This window comes from Asanoa sp. NPDC049475, from assembly GCF_040676915.1.
Classification (GTDB): domain Bacteria; phylum Actinomycetota; class Actinomycetes; order Mycobacteriales; family Micromonosporaceae; genus Asanoa.
Window position 1 is genome coordinate 899,271 of the sequence record NZ_JBFAPY010000004.1, and the last position, 22,660, is coordinate 921,930.

The 22,660-nt window shown below is 70.0% G+C and carries 19 protein-coding genes; 6 read left to right on the plus strand and 13 right to left on the minus strand.

Translation table 11 applies throughout. The features are described from left to right. The first annotated feature begins 97 nt into the window (after nucleotides 1-97). Nucleotides 98-2,503, plus strand: a complete 2,406-nt coding sequence (locus tag AB0J88_RS19840) for an FAD-dependent oxidoreductase (protein WP_364342150.1) — start codon at nucleotides 98-100, stop codon at nucleotides 2,501-2,503. Between the two features lie 327 nt (nucleotides 2,504-2,830). Here AB0J88_RS19840 and AB0J88_RS19845 read toward each other — a convergent pair whose 3' ends face one another. From AB0J88_RS19845 to AB0J88_RS19865, 5 genes are all read right to left on the minus strand, one after another. Next, on the minus strand, nucleotides 2,831-4,129 hold the full coding sequence (locus AB0J88_RS19845; protein WP_364342147.1) for an MFS transporter: 1,299 nt from the start codon (nucleotides 4,127-4,129) through the stop codon (nucleotides 2,831-2,833). 200 nt (nucleotides 4,130-4,329) lie between these two features. Continuing rightward, a complete protein-coding gene (locus AB0J88_RS19850; RefSeq protein WP_364342144.1) occupies nucleotides 4,330-6,486 on the minus strand; it encodes an EAL domain-containing protein in 2,157 nt (718 codons plus the stop codon). A 2-nt stretch (nucleotides 6,487-6,488) separates the two neighbouring features. Further along, nucleotides 6,489-7,304: an SAM-dependent methyltransferase gene (locus tag AB0J88_RS19855; RefSeq protein ID WP_364342141.1), complete on the minus strand. Its 816-nt coding sequence runs from the start codon at nucleotides 7,302-7,304 to the stop codon at nucleotides 6,489-6,491. A gap of 79 nt (nucleotides 7,305-7,383) precedes the next feature. Further along, the gene (locus AB0J88_RS19860; protein WP_364342138.1) at nucleotides 7,384-7,899 is read right to left on the minus strand and encodes a hypothetical protein; all 516 of its coding nucleotides are present in this window, start codon (nucleotides 7,897-7,899) and stop codon (nucleotides 7,384-7,386) included. A gap of 111 nt (nucleotides 7,900-8,010) precedes the next feature. Beyond that, nucleotides 8,011-8,850 carry a GNAT family N-acetyltransferase gene (locus AB0J88_RS19865; RefSeq protein ID WP_364342135.1) on the minus strand — a complete coding sequence of 280 codons (840 nt, stop codon included), beginning with the start codon at nucleotides 8,848-8,850 and terminating at the stop codon, nucleotides 8,011-8,013. A 209-nt stretch (nucleotides 8,851-9,059) separates the two neighbouring features. On the opposite strand from AB0J88_RS19865, the gene AB0J88_RS19870 reads away from it, so the two are divergent. Then, complete coding sequence (locus tag AB0J88_RS19870; protein WP_364342132.1) at nucleotides 9,060-9,626, plus strand: PadR family transcriptional regulator; 567 nt, start codon at nucleotides 9,060-9,062, stop codon at nucleotides 9,624-9,626. A gap of 180 nt (nucleotides 9,627-9,806) precedes the next feature. Here the strand turns inward: AB0J88_RS19870 and ispG are convergent, their stop codons facing one another. From ispG to AB0J88_RS19900, 6 genes are read right to left on the minus strand one after another with little or no spacing between them, the layout of a single operon-like run. Next, nucleotides 9,807-10,979: a flavodoxin-dependent (E)-4-hydroxy-3-methylbut-2-enyl-diphosphate synthase gene (ispG, locus tag AB0J88_RS19875; RefSeq protein ID WP_364344498.1), complete on the minus strand. Its 1,173-nt coding sequence runs from the start codon at nucleotides 10,977-10,979 to the stop codon at nucleotides 9,807-9,809. Between the two features lie 35 nt (nucleotides 10,980-11,014). Further along, the gene (locus tag AB0J88_RS19880) at nucleotides 11,015-12,250 is read right to left on the minus strand and encodes a site-2 protease family protein (RefSeq protein ID WP_364342129.1); all 1,236 of its coding nucleotides are present in this window, start codon (nucleotides 12,248-12,250) and stop codon (nucleotides 11,015-11,017) included. After that, nucleotides 12,250-13,443 carry a 1-deoxy-D-xylulose-5-phosphate reductoisomerase gene (dxr, locus tag AB0J88_RS19885; protein ID WP_364344495.1) on the minus strand — a complete coding sequence of 398 codons (1,194 nt, stop codon included), beginning with the start codon at nucleotides 13,441-13,443 and terminating at the stop codon, nucleotides 12,250-12,252. The genes AB0J88_RS19880 and dxr overlap by 1 nt, the downstream gene beginning before the upstream one ends. A gap of 47 nt (nucleotides 13,444-13,490) precedes the next feature. Continuing rightward, a complete protein-coding gene (locus tag AB0J88_RS19890) occupies nucleotides 13,491-13,904 on the minus strand; it encodes a hypothetical protein (RefSeq protein WP_364342127.1) in 414 nt (137 codons plus the stop codon). Between the two features lie 49 nt (nucleotides 13,905-13,953). Beyond that, complete coding sequence (locus AB0J88_RS19895) at nucleotides 13,954-14,454, minus strand: YcxB family protein (RefSeq protein WP_364342124.1); 501 nt, start codon at nucleotides 14,452-14,454, stop codon at nucleotides 13,954-13,956. A gap of 42 nt (nucleotides 14,455-14,496) precedes the next feature. Beyond that, nucleotides 14,497-15,033 carry a GNAT family N-acetyltransferase gene (locus AB0J88_RS19900; protein WP_364342121.1) on the minus strand — a complete coding sequence of 179 codons (537 nt, stop codon included), beginning with the start codon at nucleotides 15,031-15,033 and terminating at the stop codon, nucleotides 14,497-14,499. Nucleotides 15,034-15,083: 50 nt separating this feature from the next. Between AB0J88_RS19900 and AB0J88_RS19905 the strand changes: the two genes are divergently transcribed. After that, a complete protein-coding gene (locus AB0J88_RS19905; protein ID WP_364342118.1) occupies nucleotides 15,084-15,929 on the plus strand; it encodes a YhjD/YihY/BrkB family envelope integrity protein in 846 nt (281 codons plus the stop codon). 306 nt (nucleotides 15,930-16,235) lie between these two features. Here the strand turns inward: AB0J88_RS19905 and AB0J88_RS19910 are convergent, their stop codons facing one another. Next, on the minus strand, nucleotides 16,236-18,413 hold the full coding sequence (locus AB0J88_RS19910) for an MMPL family transporter (protein ID WP_364342115.1): 2,178 nt from the start codon (nucleotides 18,411-18,413) through the stop codon (nucleotides 16,236-16,238). 100 nt (nucleotides 18,414-18,513) lie between these two features. Here AB0J88_RS19910 and AB0J88_RS19915 point away from each other — a divergent pair, with 100 nt between their 5' ends. Then, a complete protein-coding gene (locus AB0J88_RS19915; protein WP_364342112.1) occupies nucleotides 18,514-19,227 on the plus strand; it encodes a TetR/AcrR family transcriptional regulator in 714 nt (237 codons plus the stop codon). 106 nt (nucleotides 19,228-19,333) lie between these two features. Further along, nucleotides 19,334-19,804, plus strand: a complete 471-nt coding sequence (locus AB0J88_RS19920; RefSeq protein WP_364342109.1) for a GyrI-like domain-containing protein — start codon at nucleotides 19,334-19,336, stop codon at nucleotides 19,802-19,804. Nucleotides 19,805-20,357: 553 nt separating this feature from the next. Here AB0J88_RS19920 and AB0J88_RS19925 read toward each other — a convergent pair. Further along, complete coding sequence (locus AB0J88_RS19925; protein WP_364342106.1) at nucleotides 20,358-21,956, minus strand: Rieske 2Fe-2S domain-containing protein; 1,599 nt, start codon at nucleotides 21,954-21,956, stop codon at nucleotides 20,358-20,360. A gap of 133 nt (nucleotides 21,957-22,089) precedes the next feature. Between AB0J88_RS19925 and AB0J88_RS19930 the strand changes: the two genes are divergently transcribed. Further along, nucleotides 22,090-22,320 (plus strand): hypothetical protein, encoded by a 231-nt coding sequence (locus tag AB0J88_RS19930; RefSeq protein WP_364342103.1) that lies wholly within the window; start codon nucleotides 22,090-22,092, stop codon nucleotides 22,318-22,320. The last annotated feature ends 340 nt before the right edge of the window (nucleotides 22,321-22,660 follow it).

A 22,660-nucleotide genomic window follows, 5' to 3' on the forward strand; every position in this document is an offset into this window, starting at 1 on the left:
GACCTCCGTGATCACCGAGGTCAATACTCACGGCGGTAAAAGTTCACTGACCGGATAGCTGATTTGGTCATACCTTTCTGGTGGTAGGACTGCGCCTGTGCGGACTGATGCGCGCGTAGTGATCGTCGGCGGCGGGGTCGCGGGCTGCAGCATCGCGTACCACCTGGCCCGCCTGGGTTGGACAGACGTCCTGGTCGTCGAGCAGCACGAGCTGACCGAGGGCACCACCTGGCACTCGGCGGGTTTCGTCGGCCAACTCCGCTCGACGATCAGCCAAACGCGCATGATCATGTATTCGTCGGGCCTCTACGCGGAGCTCGCCGACCGCACCGGGCTCGACCCCGGCTGGCGGGGCGTCGGTGGTGTCCGCTTGGCCACGACGCCGGAACGGGTCGAGGAGCTGTTGCGGCAGGCGTCGTCGGCGACCACGTACGGGCTGGAGCTGGAGCTGCTCTCCCCCGGTGTGTTGGGTGATCGCCTTCCGATGCTCGACGTGTCCGACGTGCGGCTGGCCGGCTGGTTGCCCGGCGACGGCTATCTGCGGCCCGACCAGCTTGCGGGCGCGCTCGCCGCCGGGGCGCGTGCGCTGGGCGTCACGTTCGCGACGGGGACCGCGGTGACGGGGATCGAGGTGGTCGACGGCCGGGTCCGCGCGGTGCGGACGTCGCGGGGCCGGGTCGCCACCGAGATCGTGGTCAACGCGGCCGGGGCGGCGGCCGGCCACGTCGGCGGGCTCGCCGGGGTCCCGGTCCCGGTCGTGCCGATCAAGCATCAGTACGTGGTCAGCTCCGCGCTGCCGCTGCCGGACGTGCCCGCGCTGCCGACGGTCCGGGACCCGGACCACATCGTCTACTTCCGTGGCTCGGACGACGCTGAGACGCCGGACGGGCTGTTGATCGGCGGCTACATCCGGACGCCGTCGGTGTGCTGGCCGTCGTCCGGTCCGCCGCTGGCGTCGCCACGTTCGTTGTTCCCGCCGGAGCTGGACCTTTTCGCCGAGTCGTGGGCGGCCGGCCAGCACCGGGTGCCCTCGCTGCGCACGGCGACGATCGCCCGGGTGGTCAACGGCGCGGAGGCGTTCACCCCGGACGGCGAGTTCCTGCTGGGCGAGACCGCCGTGCGGGGTTTCTGGGTGGCGGCGGGATTCTGCGTACACGGCCTGGCCGCCGCCGGCGGCGTGGGCAAGGTCCTCGCGGAGTGGATCGTCGACGGCCAACCCGAATATGACGTGTCGCATATGGACATTCGCCGGTTCGGCGCGCACGCGGCGAGCCGCTCGTGGGCGACGGCCAAGGCGCTCGACGCGTACTCCCGTTATTACGACGTCGTCTATCCCCAGACGGAGTGGACCGCCGGTCGTCCGTTGCGCCGCTCGGCCGTGTGGCCGCGCACGGGTGAGGCGTCGCTGGGCGAGAAGGCCGGCTGGGAGCGGGTCAACTGGTTCGCACCGCGGGCCGACGACCCTGAGGCGGCGCGCCCCGCTGGTTGGGCCGGCCGCACCTGGTCGCGCGCTATTGCCGCCGAGTGCCGGGCCACCGAGTCGGCGGCGGGTCTGTTCGACCAGTCGTCGTTCGCGAAACTCGACGTCCGAGGGGCCGGCGCGGCGAAGTTCCTGCAATGGATGTGCGCCAACGACGTCGACCGCCCGGAATTGGGCGCCGCCTACACCCAGTTGCTCAATGCCCGCGCGGGCATCGAGGCCGACCTGACGGTGACGCGCCTGGCCGAAGACCACTTCCGCGTGGTGACCAGCACGGCCTCGGGTGTACGCGACGCCGCCTGGCTCCGCCGCCACGCCCCGTCCGACGTGGTGATCGACGACGTCACGGGAGCGTACGGCTGCCTGTGCCTATGGGGTCCGGCGGCCCGGGAGATCGTCGCGCCGCTGGTAGACGGCGATCTCGACGCCCGCTTCATGCGAGCGAGCCGGGTGACCCTCGGCCCGGTGCCGGTGCTGGCCCAACGGGTGACCTTCGTCGGGGAGTTCGGCTGGGAGCTCTACGTCGGCACCGAGTACGTCCTGACGCTGTGGGACCTCCTGGTCTCCTCCGGGGTGCCGCTCGGATTGCGACCGGCGGGCTACCGCGCGATCGAGTCGATGCGGCTGGAGAAGGGCTACCGCGTCTGGGGCTCGGACATCACCCCCGAGACGACGCCGTACGAGGCGGGGTTGTCGTTCGCGGTCCGCAAGGACAAGGGCTTCCTGGGCAGCGCCGCACTCCGGGCGACGACTCCGGAGCGCCGCCTACGCTGCCTGGTCATGGCCGACCCGTCCCAGGTCTGCCTGGGAACGGAACCGGTCCGGGTAGCCGGTGTTCCGGTAGGCCGAGTCACCTCAGGCGGCTACGGCTACCGCGTGGAGGCGTCGATCGCCTACGCCTACCTGCCGGCAACGGTCGAAGAGGGCGCGCCAGTCGAGGTAGGCATGTTCGGCGAATGGCAGACCGCCACGGTCGCCAGAGAGCCGTTGTACGACCCGCAGAACACCCGCATCCGCGGCTGATGCCCTGGACGGGTTCGCGAGGATGGACAGCCCGCGACCAGCCGTCGGTGAGGCTGAGCCGCAGCCGGTTCGGGGGCAGGCTTCAGAACGACCGCCGACCGTGTTCGACCTAGCGGTCCAGGGACCCCCGCTGCGGACGTGAACGCGCTGGGGTCCTGAGCGCCGGACGCCGCGGCCAGGAAGATCACGAACCGGCACCGCGGCTCGACGAGGCAGGCTCCTGGCCTCGATCTCTATCCGCGCTTACGACCCGCACCGCCATCACCGCAGCGGTGGCCGCGACCCCCGCGGGCGTCCGAAGCCGCCGCGTGTCGCCGTCAAGGGCGCCTAAGCTCCAACCCGATCCGTCTCCTCCCGCTCCCGGTCAACAGCGACAGCTTCCGCAGTCAGGCTCGGCTCCTCGGCGTCCGGGATCGGCTCGCCCGCCAGCCGCCGCAGTGGCGACATCCAAGCGACGATCACCCCGAGACCACTCATCGCCGCCATGGTGATGATCGCCGTCCGTGGACTGGTCAGGTCCGAGACGACTCCGCCGATGAGTGCTCCGACGGGCCAGCCCACCCCGAACGACAGCATCCGGCCGGCCGTGTTGACCCGGCTCTGTAGTCGGTCCGGCGTGACGCGCTGGCGCAGGGTGATCGCCGTCAGGATGACCACTGAATAGACGATCGCCCACAGGGCCAGCAGCACCGCCGCCGCCACCCAGCTGGTTGCCAGACCGCACGCCAGGCCGAACAGCGCCGACAAAGGCAGGAACCACAACGTGACCCGCGGCTCACCCATCCGGCGGGCCAGGCGCGGGAAGATCAGGGCCGCGACGATGCCGCCGGCACCCCAGACTCCATAGAGGACGCCCAGCCGGGCGTCGTTGGTCGGCCGGACCCCAAGCGTCTGGTCGAGCCAGGGCACGAACTGACCCATGAACGCCCCGCCGGTCATCGACTGCAGGCAGCCCACGATGGTCTGCGTGCGCACGATGGGCTGCCGGCTCAGGAACACGACGCCCTCGCGGATGTCGCGGAACAGGCCCGGAGACGGGCTGGTCACCCCGATCTGCAGCGGGGCCGCGATCGCCCGCACCAGCAGCGCCGACACCACGAACGAGATCGCGTCGACCACCAGCAGCGGCGCTGGTGCGATCAGGGTCAGCAGCACGCCGGCCACGCCCGGCACGATGAGCTCCAGCACCGTGCTGCCGCCGTGCACGGCCGAGTTGGCGGCAGCGATGCGGGCGCGCCCGACCAACGCCGGCAGGGCGCCGAAGTTGGCCGCGTCGAAGAAGACGAAGAAGATCTGGGTCAGGAACGAGGCGACCAGCACGTGTGGCGCCGTCAGCACGCCGAACGCGAATGCGGCCGGAATCGACCCCAGCACGACCGCGTTGACCAGGTCGGCGGTGACCATCACCCGCCGCCGGTCGAGCCGGTCGGCGAGCGCGCCGGCGAACAGGCCGAAACACAGGTAGGGCAGGCCCTCGGCCACGACGACCAGCGCGGTCCAGAGGCTCGACCCGGTCACCGAGTAGATCAGCACCGGCAGCACGACGTAGGTGACGAGCGAGCCGGTGACCGACACCATGCGGGACAGCCAGTAACGGCGGAAGTCGATGTCGGCGAGGAGGGTCACGGGGGACATCATGCCGGTCCCCTCCGACAATTCCGTTGCCGCGCCGAGCCCCGTACCCCATCATTGGTCTCAGGTCAAGAGGGGCCCCGAAGACACCGCGCACTCGGAACGCGCGAACGCACCGGTGCGATTTACCTCTCTCATCGCACCGGCGCGAGGCGGCGGGCGGGCGCGCACACCAACGCGTGCCCGCCTGCCCGTCAGATAACGCCGCCCGGCATCTCCGCCGAACGCAGCAACTCCGTGATCGCCGCGGGTGCGGCAGGCGTGCCGAAATGCCGGCCCTGCCCGCTGTCGCACCCCAGTGCCGTCAACCGTTCCACCTGCTCCAGCGTCTCCACCGACTCCGCGGTCACCGACAGCCCGAGCGCGTGCGCGAGCCGCACCAGCGCGTCGACGATCCGCTCGGCGACCACGCTCGCCGGGTCGTGCGCCCGCATCCCGTCGACGAACGGGCCGGCGAGCTTGAGGGTGTGGATCGGAAGCTGACGCAGGTACGCGAGATTCGAGTAACCGGTGCCGAAATCGTCGATGGCCAGGCGTACGCCGGTGCTGGCCAGCCGCCGCAGCGCCCGCACCGGCTCGCCCCCGGTCGCCATCACGGCGCTCTCGGTCAGTTCGAGCTGGAGCAGGTCCGGAGGCAGGCCGCTGTCGCGCAGCGCGCCGGCCACCTGGTCGACGATCTCGGGATCGCTGACCTGGCGGGCCGACAGGTTGACGCTGACCATCAGCCGGGCACGCGGGAACTCCTTGTGCCACCGGCCGGCCTCGGCGCACGACCGCTCCAGCACCCACTGGCCGAGCCGGATGATCAGACCGGTCTCCTCTGCCAGCCCGATGAACTGGTCGGGCGAGAGCAGCCCGAGCGTCGGATGCTGCCAGCGGATCAGCGCCTCCACCGCGCGCATCCCGCCGTTGCCGAGCGAGACGATCGGCTGGTATTCGACGACGAACTCGTCTCGGGCCAGCGCGGACGGCAGGGCCGCCGCCAGCGCGGTGCTGGTCGCCTCGCGGGCCGCGCGCTCCGGGTCGTAGCGCGCCCAGCGACCGCGGCCGCCTTCCGCCTTGGCCCAGTACAGCGTGGTGTCAGCGGCCTTCATCAGGTCGGTGGCGGTGCCTTCGGCGACGAACCGGTCGACGATGCCCACGCTCGCGGAGACGGCCAGCTGGTTGGCTCCGATGTAGACAGGCTCGGCGACGGCCCGCAGCGCCGACTCGGCCACCTCGACCGCCGTGCCGTCCTGGTCGACGTCGGCGACGAGGATGACGAACTCGTCACCGCCCATCCGGGCCACGAGGTGGCCGGCGCCGGCGACCGCCTCGGCCAGCCGGCGGGCCACCACGATGAGCAACTGGTCGCCGACGTCGTGGCCGAGGGTGTCATTGATGGCCTTGAAACCGTCGAGGTCGAGGAAACAGACGCCGACCCGACGGTCGTGTCGCCTGTCCTCCAGCACCGCTTCGAGCCGCTCGAAGAAGAGCGTGCGGTTGGGCAGCCCGGTCAGCGGGTCGTGCAGCGCCTGGAAGCGCAGCCGTTGCTGCAACGCGTACCGCTCCGTGATGTCCTGGACCATCGCCACCGTGAACCGGGGCCGCCCGTCGTCGTGCCGGATCAGCGTGACCGTGAGGTCGGTCCAGAGCTCGCTGCCGTCCTTGCGGAAGTAGCGCTTCTCGAGCCGTACCCCCTCGCGTTTGCCCTCGATCAGGTCTTCGTAGAGCTGCCAGATCCCAGGGGCGTCCTCGGCGTGGAAGAGGTCGCTGACGTTGATCTCCCGCAGCTCGTCGCGCGAGTAGCCGAGCATGTCCGCGAAGGACTGGTTGACGTCGAGGATCCGACCGGTCAGGTCGGCGATGCCGATGCCGATCGCGGCCCCGGTGAACACCGCGCGGAAGCGGGCCTCGCTGTCGCGCAATGCCTGCTCGGCCTCGTCGCGCGCTTCCCAGGCCGACCGGCTGATCCGCTCCTGCTGCGCGAACGTGCGGTCACGCAACGCCCAGGCGAAGCCCTCCGCCAGCGCGGCCTGCAACTCGGTGAGCCGCGCCGCTAGGTCCGGCAGCTCCAGGCCTGGCACCACGTCGTCGACCAGGTGCTCGTCGAGCGCGCGCAGCGACCAGCCGAGCGTGCCGGGCTCGGTCAGGTTGGCCTCGACCAGCGCCTGACCGACCTCGCGGGCCGGGTCAGCGCTGAACTCCTTGGCGGCCAAGGCCTGCGCGAGCCGCACGGCGTGGCCGGTCAGCAGCTCTTCGACCTGTTCGCCGGACATCGGCACGAACGCCCGCCGGGCGACGGCATGCGTCCATCGCCCGGCATAACGCCGCGCGCCCGAGGTGCTGATCTCCGGAGCGGAGAGTGCCATTGTCAGCCCGCGGCCGGCTTTCGGCCGACCCCACCGAACGCGCCGAACCGCTCGGGGTGGTCGTCGACGTCGCCGGGCGAGTCCGGACGCCACAGTGGCATGTGGACGATGCCGGGCTCGAGCAGCTCGAAATCGCCGAAGAAAGCGGAGACCTGGGCCTTGGACCGCAGCGTGATCTCGGTGGCGGTGCGCGCCGACAGCTTCTGCGCGTCGAGCATCTCCTGCGGCTGGTCCTCGTAGGTCGAGTGCGAGATGACCAGGTAGCTGCCCGGCGGGACGGCGTCGCGCAGCGCGGCCATGAGGCGGTCAGGATCGTCACTGTCGGGTACGAAGTGGACGACGCCGGCCAGCAGCACGCCCACGGGCTCGGTGAAGTCGAGCAGGCCGGTCCCGCGCGCCTCGGCCAGGATGTGCGCGGGGTCCCGCACATCGGCCTGGATGACGGCGGTGCGCGGGTTGTCCTCCAAAATGGAGCGGCTGTGCGCGACGGCGACCGGGTCGATGTCCACGTACACGATGCGGGCCTCGGGGTTGATGCCCTGGGCCACCTCGTGCACGTTGCCGACGGTCGGGATGCCGGAGCCGATGTCGAGGAACTGGTCGATGCCGAGGCGGGTGAGCTCGGCGACCGCGCGGCGCAGGAACGCCCGGCCGGCGCGCATGGTGTCGGCCAGGTTCGGGGTCATCGCCGCGATCTGCTCGGCGAGCTGCCGGTCGATCTCGAAGTTGTGCGCGCCGCCCAGAAAGTAGTCGTAGACCCGGGCTGCGCTCGGCCGGCTGAGATCGACCTCCGTCGGTAGCGCCCTCGACTGTTCCATCGTCCGCCTTCGTTCGATGCCGCTGGGCTCATGGTCGCGCCCGAGCATACTTCTTCCGTGCGGCCGTGCGGTGCTCCTCCTATTTTGCCCCCTCGGTGGCCGCGACCGGTGGGGCCGATGCGGCCGCTGGCTTCGTTGACGGCAACTGCTCCGCCAGCATGCCGGCCTGGTGCGCGAGGGCGCCGACCACAGCGGGCACGACGGGCAGGACCCAGTCGGCGATGATGCCGGTGTGCGGGAGGTTGAGGATCAGCACGGCGGCCGTCGCGCCTCCGAGCCCGTGCACGAGACCGCGCCAGGCCGCCCGGCCGGTCTGCGCGACCGCGGCGATGCGCGCGGAGCGTCCGGTGAGGGTGGGGAAGCTGCTGAGGGCGCGCGCGTCCCGGCGACCGAAGTTGACGCCTGAGACGGCCGCGGTGACCGAGGTGCCGCCGACGACGGCGGGCAGCAGGTCGCGGGTCATCATGTAGAGCACCAGGAACGCACCCAGTCCGATCCCGACGGAGATGGCGGCACGCTTCCATTCCCGCTTGTCGCCCGGGTACCAGTAGTACTTGACCGTGCCCTCGGAGACTTGCTTCTCGATCCTGCCCACCGAGGGACCTCCAGTGACGTTTGGTGTCGTCTTCGTCACTTAGCGTAAATGGCGGGCCGATTCCGGCATTCGGAGATTAGCCGAGGCATCTCAGCATGTGGGAGTCCTCGGTCAGAAGAGCACAGTCGCGAACTCGCCGACGGGACGGAAACCACAGCGGGCGTACGCCCGGCGGGCCGGCTCGTTGTAGTCGTTGACGTAGAGGCTGACCGTCGGGGCGACGCGGCGCAGCGCGTCCCGCATCACCGCGGCGAGGGCCGGCGCGGCGAGCCCCTTGCCGCGCCAGTTCGGCGCGACCCACACGCCCTGGATCTGCGCGGTCTGCTTGGTGACGACCGCGAGCTCCGCCTTGAAGACCACTTCACCGTCGACGACGCGGGCGTACGCGCGACGGGCCCTGACCAGGTCGGCCACGCGCCGGCGGTAGCCGACGCCGCCGTCGTCGAGCATCGGCGAGACGCCGACCTCCTCGGTGTACATCGCCACCGCGGCCGGAAAGAGCTGGTCGGTCTCGTCGGTGCGGACGACCCGGACGGACTTGTCGATGCTCAGGTCCGGCATCGCGTCGGCCATCAACAGCGGCTGGTGCGGTCGGACGTCACGGGCCGGTCCCCAGTGGTCGGAGAGGCGGTCCCAGAGGCCGAGGACGGCGTCGGCCCGTCCGACGATCGACGAGCACGTCCGGTCCTCGGCGGCCAGGCGCTCGGCGAACGCGGCCACCGCGCCGGGTCCGGCGTGGACGGGGGTGAGGTGGCCGCCCAGCCAGCAGAGCGCCTCGACGTGCCGGCGCGACCCGTAGCCGAAGACTCGCCCGTCGGCCCGCCACCAGGCGAGTCCGCGCGCGGCGACGCGCTCGGCCACCTGGGCCGCGCCGTAGGGATCGGTGTCCAGCAAGCGCTCGACCGCTCCTCGCTCGGTCTCACCGAGCTGCCGGACGGGCACCATCAACACGTTCTCAAGGGTGCCAGATCGCGGTGCGAACGGCTTCCCCCGGTTTTGGCCCTTGATCATCGTCTATTGATGTGACCCAGGTCACGGCGTGTTGTCGCCGATGCATTGCCGATATATCGTCAACGTATCGACAACAGATCGGAGGACGACCAATGAGGTTCCAACGAGAAAATCTTCATCGCGGCCATCACGGTGGCCATGACGCACGGATGCGCGGGCACGGCTTCCCGGGAGGCGACTTCGGTGGCTTCGGCTGGGGTGGCGGCGGCTTCGGCGGTGGCGGCTTCGGCGGAGGCCCGGGTGGCCGCGGACGCGGCGGTCGGGGCGGGCGCCGACCCAACGTGCGGGCCGCACTGCTCGCGCTGCTCACCGAGCGGCCGATGCACGGTTACGAGATGATCCAGGAGCTCGAGCAGCGCACCGGCGGCATGTGGCGGCCGAGCCCGGGCTCGGTCTACCCCACGCTCCAACTGCTGGAGGACGAGGGCCTGATCGCCAGCACCAGCGAGGGCGGTCGCAAGAGCTTCGCCCTCACGGAGGCCGGTCAGGCCGAGGCTACCGAGGCCGCCGCCCAGGCGCCCTGGAGCGCCTTCGAGGCCGCCGGCGCGGTCAACAGCTGGCAGGACATCCGCGAAGCGGCGATGGGCACGATGAACGCGCTTCGCCAGGTGCTCCGCACAGGCAACGACGACCAGCGCACCCGCGCGGCCGAGGTACTCGACGAGGCGCGCCGCAAGCTCTACGCGATCCTGGCCGAAGACCCCGAGACCCGGTGACGGCGCACGCGAAAGGCTCCACGAGATCTGATCTCGTGGAGCCTTTCCGTCGTTCTTGGGCGTTCGCTCTGACCATGACCCGACGCGGGGCCGGCGAGCGGAGCGGTCCCTCGCGGGAGGAACGGTCCGCACCACCGCGAACCCGAGTCATGATCCAGATGTTGACCCTCTGGAAACCGTCTAGTGGACCGTGACCGTCGGGCCGATCGCGAGCTCGCGTAGCTCTTCCGGCAGCTCGGCGCCCATCTCCTCGGCCAGGCGCACGGCCTCGGCGATCAGGGTCTCGACGATCTGGCCCTCGGGCACCGTCTTGATGACCTGGCCCTTGACGAAGATCTGGCCCTTGCCGTTGCCGGACGCCACGCCGAGGTCGGCCTCGCGGGCCTCCCCTGGACCGTTGACGACGCAGCCCATGACGGCGACCCGCAGCGGCACCGGCAGGCCTTCGAGCCCGGCGGTGACCTCTTCGGCCAGCTTGTAGACGTCGACCTGGGCCCGACCGCACGACGGGCAGGAGACGATCTCCAGGCCGCGCTCCCGCAGGCCCAGCGACTCGAGGATCTGTTGGCCGACCTTGACCTCTTCGACCGGCGGCGCGGACAGCGACACCCGGATGGTGTCGCCGATACCCTCGGCCAGCAGCGCGCCGAAGGCGACCGCCGACTTGATCGTGCCCTGGAAGGCCGGGCCGGCCTCGGTCACGCCGAGGTGCAGCGGGTAGTCGCACTGCTCGGCCAGCTGCCGGTACGCACGGATCATCACGACCGGGTCGTTGTGCTTCACCGAGATCTTGATGTCGCGGAAGCCGTGCTCCTCGAACAGCGAGCACTCCCACAGGGCCGACTCGACCAGCGCTTCGGCCGTCGCCTTGCCGTATTTCTGGAGGAGCCGCTTGTCGAGCGAACCGGCGTTGACGCCGATCCGGATCGGCACCCCGGCGCCGGAGGCGGCGACGGCGATCTCCTTGACCTTGTCGTCGAACTGCCGGATGTTGCCCGGGTTGACCCGGACGGCCGCGCAGCCGGCGTCGATCGCCGCGAACACGTACCTCGGCTGGAAGTGGATGTCAGCGATGACCGGGATCTGCGACTTCTTCGCGATCGCGGGCAGCGCCTCCACGTCGTCCTGCGACGGCACCGCCACGCGGACGATCTGGCAGCCGGACGCCGTGAGCTCGGCGATCTGCTGCAGCGTCGCGTTGACGTCGGCCGTCAGCGTGGTCGTCATCGACTGCACCGACACCGGGGCACCACCGCCCACCGCCACCGAGCCCACCTGGATCTGGCGGCTCTGCCGGCGCGGGGCCAGCGGCGGGGGCGGAACGGCCGGCATGCCGAGACTGATCGCGGTCACGGGAACACTCACCTCGGAACGGTTGTGCGCGGGTTCTAGAAGAGCGTGATGGGGTTGATGATGTCAGCAGTGATCGTCAGCAGGGTAAAAGCCCCACCTATCAGGATAACGACGTACGTAACGGGCATGAGCTTGTAGTAGTCGACGCGCCCTGGATCGGGCTTGCCGAGCCGGGCGGCGACCCACGACCTGGCCCGCTCGAACCACGAGATCGCGATGTGGCCGCCGTCAAGGGGTAGCAGCGGCAGCAGGTTGAACACACCAATGAAGAAGTTCAACGAGACGAACAGCAGGACAAAGATCTCCCATGCGCTGTGTTCGACGGCCTCGCCACCGAGCCGGCTGGCACCGACGACGCTGATCGGCGTGTCGGCGTCGCGGGGCTCACCGGTGACCGCGTCCCAGAGGGCGGGGATCTTCTCCGGGATCCGCTGGAGCGACTGCACGGTGCCGACCGCGAGGTTGCCGGTGTAGTCGGCGGTCGCGGGCACGGCGTCGATCGCGTTGTACTTGACCATGATCGGCACGCCCGGCGGCGGGATCGGCCCCTGCACGCCGAGGGCGCTCACCGCGCTGACCGGGCCTTCGGGGTTGTCGACCGGGGGCCGCTGCACCGAGGCGAGGTTGACGTTGACCTGCTGGTCGGCGCCGCCACGCTGGTAGTTGATCGTCGCCTGGGAACCCGCCGGGAGCTTGCGGATCTCGTTGACCAGGTCGTTGTAGGTCGCCACCGGCACGCCGTTGATGGCGGTGATCTTGTCGTCGTCCTGGAGACCGGCCTGCTTGGCGGGGCTCGCCGGGTCGCCGGGGATGCAGTCACGGTTGGCGGTCGCGCCGACGATCACGCAGTCGGTGACCTTGACGTACGCCGGCTGCGGTTGGGCCAACGCGGGGTTCGGCAGGCCGATGAACATCGCGGCGAGCCAGAGGGTGACGATCGCCAGGAGGAAGTGGGTGACCGAGCCGGCGCTCATCACGACGGTGCGCTTCCACAGCGGGAACCGCCACATCGCGCGGGGCTCGTCGGCCGGGTCGACGTCGTCGTCCTGCGGCGTCATGCCGACGATCTTGCAGAAGCCGCCGAGCGGGATGCCCTTGAGCCCGTATTCGGTCTCGCCACGCTTGAACGACCACAACGTCGGCCCGAAGCCGACGAAGTATTTGGTCACCTTCATGCCGAAGGCCTTGGCGGTGAGCATGTGCCCGGCTTCGTGCAAACTGACCGATATCAGGATGACAAGGGCGAAAAGCGCCACACCGATCAGATACATTAAGCTCCCCTCACCGCTGACCCGATCAGATCCCGCGCCTGCCTCCGGGCCCAGGTTTCCGCGGCGAGCACGTCATCGACGGTACCTGGTTCGGCGAAGTCGGGTGCGGCCGTGAGGACTTGCTCCACGGTGTCCACTATGCCGAGGAAGGGCAAACGCCCCTCCGTGAAGGCGGCCACACACTCTTCGTTGGCCGCGTTGTAGATCGCCGGTCGGCACCGCCCCGTCCGGCCAGCCTGCTTGGCGAGCTCGACCGCCGGGAACGCCGCGTCGTCGAGCGGTTCGAACGTCCAGGTGTGCGCCGTGGTCCAGTCGACCGGCCTCGCCGCATCCGTGACCCGGTCGGGCCACCCGAGGCCCAGCGAGATCGGCAACCGCATGTCGGGCGGGCTGGCCTGCGCGATCGTCGAGCCGTCGACGAACTCCACCATGGAGTGGATCACCGACTGCGGGTGCACGACGACCTGGATGTGGTCGTAGTCGACGTCGAAGAGCTCGTGCGCCTCGATCACCTCGAGCCCCTTGTTGACCATGGTCGCCGAGTTGATCGTGACCACCGGCCCCATGTTCCAGGTGGGATGGGCAAGGGCTTCGTCGGGCGTGACCCCGGTCAGCTCGTCGCGGCGGCGACCGCGGAACGGGCCACCGCTGGCGGTGAGCACCAGCTTGTGCACCTCGCGATCGGCGCCGGACCGCAGGCACTGGGCCAGCGCGGAGTGCTCGGAGTCGACCGGGACGATCTGCCCGGGCCGCGTCACGGCGGCCTTGACCAGGCTGCCGCCGGCGATCAGGGACTCCTTGTTGGCGAGCGCGAGGGTGCGGCCGGCGCGCAGCGCGGCCAGCGTCGGCGCGAGCCCGAGCGAGCCCACCACGCCGTTGAGCACCAGATCGGCCGGCCATTCCGCCAGCTCGGCCATCGCGGTGGGACCGGCCAGGATCTTGGGAATGCGGAAGTCGCCGGTCGCGTAGCCCTTCTTGGCCGCCTCCGCGTAGAAGGCGAGCTGAAGGTCCTGCGCGGTGGACGCCTTGGCCACGCCGACGGCCTCGACGCCGAGCTCCAGAGCCTGAGCGGCGAGCAACCCGACGTTGCCACCGCCGGCACCGAGCGCCACCACCCGGAACCGCTCTGGATTGCGGCGCACGATGTCAACCGCCTGAGTGCCGATCGAACCCGTGCTGCCAAGCAGAACGATCTCGCGCGGCTCGGTCCGGTTTGCTTGGGTCACCCGGCCATTCTCTCCTATCGCGGTGCGGGGTCCGAAGTTGTCCACAGGGTGGCGAGCGAACCCGGCAGCAATCCGCGGCCACGGAGCAGATCGGCCAGCTCGGCGTGCTGGGCCGACGAGTCGCTGAGCTCGTTGCGGCTGTGCAGTCCCTGGGCGTCGAACTCGTACTCCATCTTGAGGTCGAGGAACGGCCCGGACTGCCGGCGGACCCGCTCGGCGAAGAGCCAGGGGTGGACCAGGAGGTACAGCCCGAACGCCTCGACCAGCCAGCCGCGCGAGTAGGCCGGATCGACGACCAGGACGAACGCGCCTAGAACAACGACGATCGAGCCCATGACGCGGCAAGCGAGGATCCGCCAGCGCCACACGTATCCGACGGCCGTCCGCGTCCTGCGACGATCCGGCTCGGCGGTGATCACGACACTCACCGCAGGAGGGTAGATCGACATCGACCGCACCCGATGCCCCGCGTTGTCGCTATCGGCGAGCGGGGTCAGACGGTGTCCAGAGCTGGTTGCTCGCGAGGAAGTCAGTCAGGTCGGCCCGGTCCGCCGCGGAGACGTCACCTATCGGGATCGGAATGTACTGGTTTCTCGTCTCGAAGAGCAGCAGCGTGTCCTTGAAGATCTCCGCGCGCACCAGGTCCGACCAGCTCACGTGCGACTCACCGCCGTCCCAGCGGCGCAGGAGGCCATCGTCGTCGAGCTCGTACTCGATGGTCATTCCGGCGCTCTCGCGGTGCTGTCGGCGCACGGAGGCGATCATGATGCTCGGCGCCGCCAGGAGCAGTAGGCCGATGACGATGACCGCGGCGTCGAGCGCGGGGTCGCCACCACGCACCGCGACGATGCCGGCTAGGCCGACGGCCAGCACGAGAAGTCCCACGGCCCAGAAGCTTCGGAACACCCACCGGGACACGTGGCGAAGCGCCGCGACGGGCCGCCGGGTATCCAAGGTCGCGACGATGACGATGCGCACCGGAGGAGGGTAGATCGGCGCCGCGGTCCGCCGATGCCCCGGTCAGCCGTGTGCGGCGGCGAGTCGGTACGTGTCGAGCTCGATACCGCCGTACCAGGTGGTCCGGATTCCGATCGGAGCCATGCCGAGCCGGCGGGCGACCGCGACCGAGGGCGCGTTGCCTTCGCGGATGACCGCGTAGATCTGTTCGAGGCCGGCCGCGAACGTCCGGTCGATGGCCGCGCGCGCCGACTCGGTCGCGTACCCGTGCCCCCACGAGTCCGGGTGCAGGTGCCAGCCGACCTCGATGTCGTCGGTCGGCTCGTTGTCGACGCCGGGCAGCGGCACGACCAGCACCGAGCCGGCGGTGGTGCCGGTGTCGCGGACGTCGACCGCCCAGATTCCGTGGAGGTCGTCGCTCCGGTCCCGCCACCGGCGGATCGCGGCCAGCGCCTCGTCGGGGCTTTCGAGCACCCGCGGCCGCGGGCCGAGCCAGCGGGCGACCTCCCAACGGGACAACATGTCGAAGACCCGGGCGACGTCGGCGTCGCTCTCCGTCCACTGCCGAACGATCAGGCGATCCGTCTCGAAGACCGTCATGCCCGGGAATGCTAAGGAGTGTCGAGCGCCCTTCCGGGGAAAGTGAGGGCATGGTCGAGGGCATACGAAGGGTGCTGCGTGCCGCGTTCGCGCCCCTTCGCGGCCGTGACCTGTCGCTGCATGCCGCGGCGATCACCTTCTACGCCGCGATCGCGATCGTGCCGGTCTCGCTGCTCGCCTTGTGGCTCACCGGCCTGGTGGCGGGTGCGGACCGGGTGCGCCGGCTGACCGCGTACGCCACTGACACGTTGCCGGCGTCGATCGGCGCGAACCGCGCGGCCGCCGCACTGGTCGAGGCGGGCCTGACGCTGACACCGCTGCTGGCGCTGGCGGCCGTGCTGCCGGCGTCGTTCTACGGCGAGGGCCTACGCCGGGCGTTCGTCTCGGTGGCGGAGCCGGGCGCCGAGCGCCTCGTCGGCTGGCGCGGCCGTCTGCTGTTGCTCCCGTTGCTCGCGCCGGCCCCTGCCCTGGTGCTGGCCACGATCGCCAGCCTCCCGTACACGACGGGCCTGGTCCGCCGCGGAGGTTGGTCGGTAGCGCTGGGAGTGATCCTGTCGTTCCTGGCCGTCTGGCTGGTCCTGACGCCGGTGCTGATCTGGGTGTACCGCATCGTCGGCCCAGGCCGCCCCGACTGGCGCCCGACCTGCCTGGTCGCGTCGTTCACGGCCGCCAACCTGTCGGGCTTCCTGCATGGGTTCGTCCTGTTCACCTCCTTTCCGCTGGACCTCGGCATTCCCTTCGGCGGCTTCGACGCCGTCGGAGCTGTGGTCGCGGTGTTGCTCTGGCTCTACCTGTTCCACGTCATCGTGCTGGCTGGGTATTCGGGGACGCTCGCCCTCAGCAAGGCCCTCGCAGAGCGCCGCGCCGCCGCGGCTCCCGTTGCCAGCACCACGTGACAGGTCGCGCTCGATCCGGGGACGTCGCCTGACGTATCGGCCGTGCTGCTGTGCGCCTCCAGCGCGCTCCGACGGCATCGCCCGGGCGCCGGTCAGGGACCGCCCAACGGCCTCGCGCCGCCCCCGGGTGGCCTTACCACCCAGCAGCATCGCGCCCGAGACACGGCGCACGCTGCGGCCAGGCGGGACGCCGCCTCGAACCCACACGACCTGACGCCCGCCAGCCCGACACCGCCAGCCCGGACCCGATCCATGGCGTCGTCCGCCGGTGGCCTGGGCGCCATGGCCGGACCACCGCGGTGCGGCTCAGCGCGAGCGGCCGCTTCCGGCCAGGGCCTCTTCCTTGGCCGCGGCGTCCGGGTGCGGGTCGAGCTCACGGATGCCGAACCGGCGGTAGACCGCGCCCAATGGTCCCGGCGCCCACCAGTTCCAGCGGCCGAGTAGTCGCATCGTCGCCGGCACGAGAAGTAGTCGCACCAGGGTCGCGTCGACAATGATGGCCACGATCATGCCGACGCCGATCAGCTTGATGAAGGCGATGCCGCCGCTGGCGAAGCCCGCTACGACCACGGTCAGCAGCAAGGCGGCGGCCGTGATGATCCGGCCGGTGTGTTGGAGGCCTGACGCCACCGACGCCGTGTTGTCGCCGGTGCGGTCCCACTCCTCGCGTACCCGGGACAGCAGGAAGACCTCGTAGTCGGTCGCCAGTCCGAACAGGACGGCCAGCATCAGGATCGGGTTGCTTGGTTCGATGAAGCCCGTCGGCGTGAAGCCGAGGAAGTCGGCGAAGTGCCCGTCCTGGAAGACCCAGACGACCACGCCGAACGAGGCGCCGATCGAGACCAGGTTCATCAGGACCGCCTTGATCGGCAGCACGATCGACCCGAACGCCAGGAAAAGCAGGATCAGTGTCGCCGACGCCATGATCAATGCCATCCACGGCAGGTGCGCCACGAGGCTGTCGATCAGGTCGATGTCGGCCGCCGTGCGGCCACCGACCAGGATGTCGACGCCTTCGGGCGCCGGTAGGTCGCGGATCGCCCGCACGATCTCCTGTGCCGCGTCGCCGGTCGACTCGCCCTTGTAGGTCACCGTGAGCAGTGACGACGCCCCCTCCGACGCCGTCACCTGTGCCCCGGTCACGTCGGGCAGGCCGGTCACGGTCGAGGCCAGCCGCTGCGCCTCGGCCTGACCACCACCGGAGACCAGCACCTCGACGGGCCCGACCGTGCCACCCGCGAAGTTGGCACTGATCGCGTCGGACACCACCCGAGGCTCGGAGCCCGGCGGCAGCACGCGCTCGTCGAAGCCACCGAAGCCGATCCGCAGCACCGGCGACGCGAGCACGGCGAGGATCACGATGACGCCGGCCGCGTACACGATGGGTCGGCGCATCACGCTTCGGGCGATCCGAGCCCAGGCGCCGTCGCCGCCGGTGTGTTCCGGCCCGCGCGGCCAGGGCAGCGGGATGCGCAGCGCGTTGATCCGGTGGCCGAGCACGGCCAGCAGTGCCGGCAGCGTTGTCAGAGCGGCCAGCATCGCGACCAGCACGGCAGCCAGGCCGCCGAAGCCCATCGAGCGCAGGAACGACTGCGGGAAGATCAGCAGGCTGGCGAGCGCGAGCGCGATGGTCAGCCCGGAGACCAGGACCGTGCGGCCGGCGGTGGCCATCGTCCGCGCGATCGCCGCAGGCGGCTCGTGACCGGCGGTGAGCTCCTCGCGGAACCGGCTGACGATGAACAGCGCATAGTCGACCGCCATGCCCAGCCCGATCAACGTGATGATGTTGACCGCGAAGACGGACACGTCGGTGATCATGTTGATCAGCCGCACCACGACCAGCGAGCCGAGGATCGCGATGCCACCGATCATCAGGGGCGTGGCCGCGGCGGCCAGGCCACCGAAGATCAGGATGAGCAGGACCAGCAGGACGGGGAGCGAGAACATCTCCGCGCGTGCCAGGTCTTCGCTCGTCTGCTTGTTGGCTTCGTGGAGGAACGGGACCGTGCCGCCCGTCTCCGTAGTGATGCCCGGGGCGGTCAACGCCGGCTCGATCGCCTCGTACGCGCTGGTCTTTCCGTCGGGATCAATCGCCTTGAGCTGGACCATCGCGTAGGTGGCATGCCGGTCGACCGAGACCAATGCCGGCGACTGCGTGTCGTAGAAGCTGGTCACGGTCGCGACCTCGGGCAGCGCCCGGACCCTGGCCAGCGTCGCGGTCACCGGGTCGCGGAAGCCGGGATCGTCGACGGTCGCGGCCGGGTCGGAGTAGAGCACCAGCACGTCGATGTCCTGGCTGCCGAGCTCGGCGATCGTGCGGTCACGGAACTGAGTCGACTCGGACTTCGGGTCATCGAAGCCCCCGCCGGTCAGCGCCCCGAACACCCCTGTGCCCCACGCCGCGCCGACCAGCACCAGCACCGCCGCGGCCGCCAGCACGAGCCAGCGGAACCGGACCACCGCCCGCCCCCACCACGCGAACATGGATCCCCCCAGAGATCTGTGCCAAACTACGAACAGCGTTAGGAGAATGAACGCCGTTAACTATTGCAACGGTGTTCTCGGGAGTCAAGGGGGTTCGCGTTTGAGCGCGCCGACACGCCGGGAGCGCCTCCGCACCTCGACCCTCACCGAGATCAAGGACGAGGCGCGCCGGCTGCTGGTCACGGGCGGCCCGGACGCCATCTCCCTGCGCGCGATCGCCCGCGAGATGGGCATGACCGCGCCCGCGATCTATCGGTATTTCGACAGCCTCGACGCGCTCGTCGAGGCCTTGGCGGGCGATCTCTACATCGAGCTCTCCGAGATCGTCAGCGCGGCCAAGCACGATGCCGGCGACGACCCGGTCGCGCAGATCATCGCGATGGCCCGTGCGTTCCGCGAATGGTCGGTCGCGCACCCCGCCGAGTTCGCCCTGATCCTCGGCAGCCCGCAGCCCGGAATCGTCGCCTTCCAAGAGAACTGCGACGACGAGCACCATCCGGGCGTCGAGTTCGGACGCCCTTTCATGGAGACGATCAACGCACTCTGGCTACGCGAGCAGTACCCCACCCCGCCCCGCTCGCTGATGGAGGAGCGCCTGGCAGCCCACTTGGAGCCATTGCGTGCCGGTCACGGCGAAGAGGTGCCGATCGAGGTGGCGTGGGCGTTCCTCAGTGGGTGGTCACGGCTCTACGGCCTGGTGTCGATGGAGGTCTTCCATCATCTGCGGTGGGCGGTGTCCGACCCGGGAGCGCTGTTCGAGATGGAGTTGCACTCCTACGTCGACCAGTTCACGGGCCACAGCGAGAAGAGCTGACCGGCTCCCGCGTACGCACGGCGGCGTTTTCTGTCAGAGCCTCCACACATAATGGTCCGGTCGCATCGAGCCACGAGGAAAGGACCGGCCGACCACCGAGCCCACCGTGACCGACCGTCCGGCGCAGGACTACATCGCCATCAAGCGCACGGTGACGATGAGTTCGATCGCCGACATCGCTGATCGCATCCCTGACCTGTTCGCGTTCCTGAGACAGCGCGGCATCGCGCCGGCCGGCGGGCCGTTCCTCAAATACAACGTCATCGACATGGACGCCGAGCTGGAGATCGAGGCCGGCGTCCCGGTCAACATGCCGGTCGGCGGCAGCGGCGAGATCTTCTCGGGCGTCCTACCCGCGGGCCGCTACGTGACCGTCACCCACGTCGGCCACCCCGAGCATCTCCTGGACGTGACGGGCAACCTGCTCGGCTGGGCACACGGCCGCGATCTGGAGTTCGACCACCACGACTCCCCCGCCGGCGACGTCTGGCGCTGCCGGCTGGAGATCTACCACTCCAACCCGGCCGAGGTGCCGGTCGACAAGTGGGAGACGGAGCTAGCCTTCCTACTCCGCTGACCGGCCGAGCCATTGCGGCGCGGCTTCGGTGCCACCGCCGGTCGGCCAGGCGCGGCGTGATCGCAGCTTCGGGCTTCGGACGGGTCGCAGCCCGGCTAGGCCGCGCGGCCTCGGGCCAACCGTCGCCAGCCCGGGCCTGGCTTGCCCGGCGGGCTCCATCGCCGCCGCCAGGCCGTTGCGACCGTCGCTTCCAGCTAGGCGGTTATGGCGGCAGCCGCGGACGCGTCGCCGTCCGCGGTCGGCGCGCGGCTCGCCGACCCGGCGCCGCACGGATCTGGCGGCCGACGCCAGCCCGGCAGCGGCCGCTCGGCAGGGCGCCGAGTCGTCGTCATCGGCTGGCCGCAGGCGCGGGCGGACCTTGGGCCCGACCGCCAGCAAAGCGGCGGGCGTATCGGGCGTAGGAGTCGCCGCCAGCGTCATACGCCGGCGTCGCCTGGCCTCGGGTGCGGTCGCCGTCCGCGGTCGGTGCGGGCTCGCTAGCCCGCCGCGCACGGACCTGGGGGCCGACGGCCGGCCAAGCGGCGGGCATATCCCGAGTAAGAGTTGCCGCCGGCTAAGCCGGCGTCGCCGCGGTCTCGGGTGCGTCGCCGTCCGCGGTCGGTGCCGGCTCGCCTGCGCGGCGCGCACGGATCTGGTGGCCGACGCCGGTCAGGCAGCGCCCGCTCGGCAGGTCGAACCGCCACCCGTGGAGTTGGCAGGTCAGCTGGTCGCCGTCCACGATGCCGAAGCGGGTGAGGTCGGCCTTCAGGTGCGGGCAGCGTCGTTGCACCACCCAGTCGCCGAGGGTGATGTCCTCGGCGTCCGTGGTGCGCTCGTGCTCGTCGTACCAGCCCTCGGCGTACTGCAGCCGCTCCTCGGACAGGCACTTGAAGAAGGCGTAGACGAACTCGTTGTACTGCCCGATCCGCGCCGCCGAGAAGCGGCAGGACAGGAACAGCGAGTTGACCCAGTCCACCTCGTCGATGAAAAGGAGGTGCTCGATGAGCGCGCGCTCGGTGCGGAAGCGGTAGCGGACCTTCTCGTCCGCGTATCGCCGGACCTCCTTGCCCGGGAAGTCCACCACGATCGACTCGACCGCCTCGCCGTCGTAGCCGACCAGGTCGAAGCGGACCGGACCCCCGACGCCCTTGGCCAGGTAGATCGACTCCTCGAGGAGCGGCTCGATCCGCCGCTTCATCTCCTTGAGCACGTCGATCTCGGGGTGCCGCCACGACGCCTTCTCGGCCTCGATGATCGGGCGCTTGCGCTCCCGCATCTCCTCGAGGTGCGCGACCTTGTTGGCGAAGAACTCGTCGACGTCGGTCGGGTGGGTCGTCTCGATCGAGGTCTCGGTGATCTCCGAGACGCTGCCGGGCAGGAGGACGACGCCGTTGGTGCCGCCGACCTTGGCGTACTCCTTCATGAAGACCGACTGGTCCGGGAAGATGTTGCCCTCGTCGCCGAAGATGTCGTTGAACTGCCAGAGCTCGTCGTCCAGGAAGCAGGGCGGCCCGGCGATCGGGAAGACGTGCGACGCCTTCAGGTCGTCGATGTAGCGCCAGGTCCGGTCGAACTGCCGGTCCCGCTTCTGCTTGCCGAACGCCGTCTTGGCTGCCTGGGGAAGCTCGTAGACCATCGGGTACCAGATCGCGCCCGAGAACTGCAGCATGTGCGCGTGCACGTGGCCCAGCGACTCGAAAAGCGCCAGGTCGGTCGGCCGGGCGTCGTTCTGGTTGAGCAGCCGCACCCCGTCGTACTCGACCCACAGGGAGGAGTCACCGATCGGCCCGTCCGTGGGCGACGTCAGCGCCTGGATCATGACCTTCAGACCGCCGTCGAGCTCGAGGACCTCCTCCGACACGGTCTTGATGAAGTCGGTGAAGCCCAACTCGCGAAGCTGGTCCTCGAGCTCGCTGGTCGGGTACTCCGGCAGCAACACGCGCGCCTTCTTCGACACGAAGCGCTTCAGATGCGCGGCGTCGAAGTGGTCGCGGTGCAGGTGGCTCAGGTACAGGTAGTCGACCTGGCCGAGCGTCTCCCAGTCGAGCAACGAGTTGTCAGGGAAGGGAAACCACGACGCGAAATAGGCCGGATTCACCCACGGATCGCACAGGATGCTCCCCGCTGGCGTGTCGATCCGCATGGAGGCATGTCCCGTCCCGGTCACTCGCACGGCAGCAAACCCCCAAGATCAAAAGCTCGTCGTGTACGGCGAAAACGCTACCCGACGAGCCGGGGTGCCCGATCCTCGACGCCACGGACGTGCCACACTGATCTCCGCACGCAGCCGAGGGAGGAGCCACGAGGTGGCAGAGCACGAGCCGGTCATCGCCCCTGACCAGAGGAAGCCGGGCCACCGCAAGGGCGGTCGGATCGGTGCCATCGTCGTCGCCATCTCACTGGTGCTGATGCAGTTCTGCAACAACGAGGTCACCGGCGTCGAGCGCATCTGGCTCAACGGCATCGCCGCCGCCCTGGTCCTCGCGGTCATCGGCGACGCGGTCCTCCGCCGCATCGGCCTGCGCTCCTCCTCCTGAGCCAGTCCCGCCCGGCGCCCTCGTAGGCAACCCGCGCGGGAGGATCGTCGGTCCCGTCGACCTGGAAGCGCGGTCCCTGGTCAACGCCAACGACAGGAACCACCCGACGATCGCTAGGCCGGAGATCGGACCAGCTCAGCGCACAGGTGCCCGGACCAGCCGACGATCGCTAGACCGAGGCCCGGACCGGCTCAGCGCGCAGGTGCCCGCCGAACGCCACGCGACGCGTAAGACCCAGAACCAGGCTTTCCCGGGTCCGTCGTCGGCACGACCGTTGCTCCCGCCGGAGACCGCTCGCTCCGCTTCGCTGCCACGCCCGCGCCGCAAGGACCCTCGCAAG

Coding starts and splice junctions, on each gene's coding strand:
- AB0J88_RS19850 (WP_364342144.1), bottom strand. CDS start 6,486: ATGGCACTCTCCGCTCCGGAGATCAGCACCTCGGGCGCGCGGCGTTAT.
- AB0J88_RS19855 (WP_364342141.1), bottom strand. CDS start 7,304: ATGGAACAGTCGAGGGCGCTACCGACGGAGGTCGATCTCAGCCGGCCG.
- AB0J88_RS19870 (WP_364342132.1), top strand. CDS start 9,060: ATGCGCGGGCACGGCTTCCCGGGAGGCGACTTCGGTGGCTTCGGCTGG.
- AB0J88_RS19880 (WP_364342129.1), bottom strand. CDS start 12,250: ATGTATCTGATCGGTGTGGCGCTTTTCGCCCTTGTCATCCTGATATCG.
- AB0J88_RS19900 (WP_364342121.1), bottom strand. CDS start 15,033: ATGACGGTCTTCGAGACGGATCGCCTGATCGTTCGGCAGTGGACGGAG.
- AB0J88_RS19905 (WP_364342118.1), top strand. CDS start 15,084: ATGGTCGAGGGCATACGAAGGGTGCTGCGTGCCGCGTTCGCGCCCCTT.
- AB0J88_RS19910 (WP_364342115.1), bottom strand. CDS start 18,413: ATGTTCGCGTGGTGGGGGCGGGCGGTGGTCCGGTTCCGCTGGCTCGTG.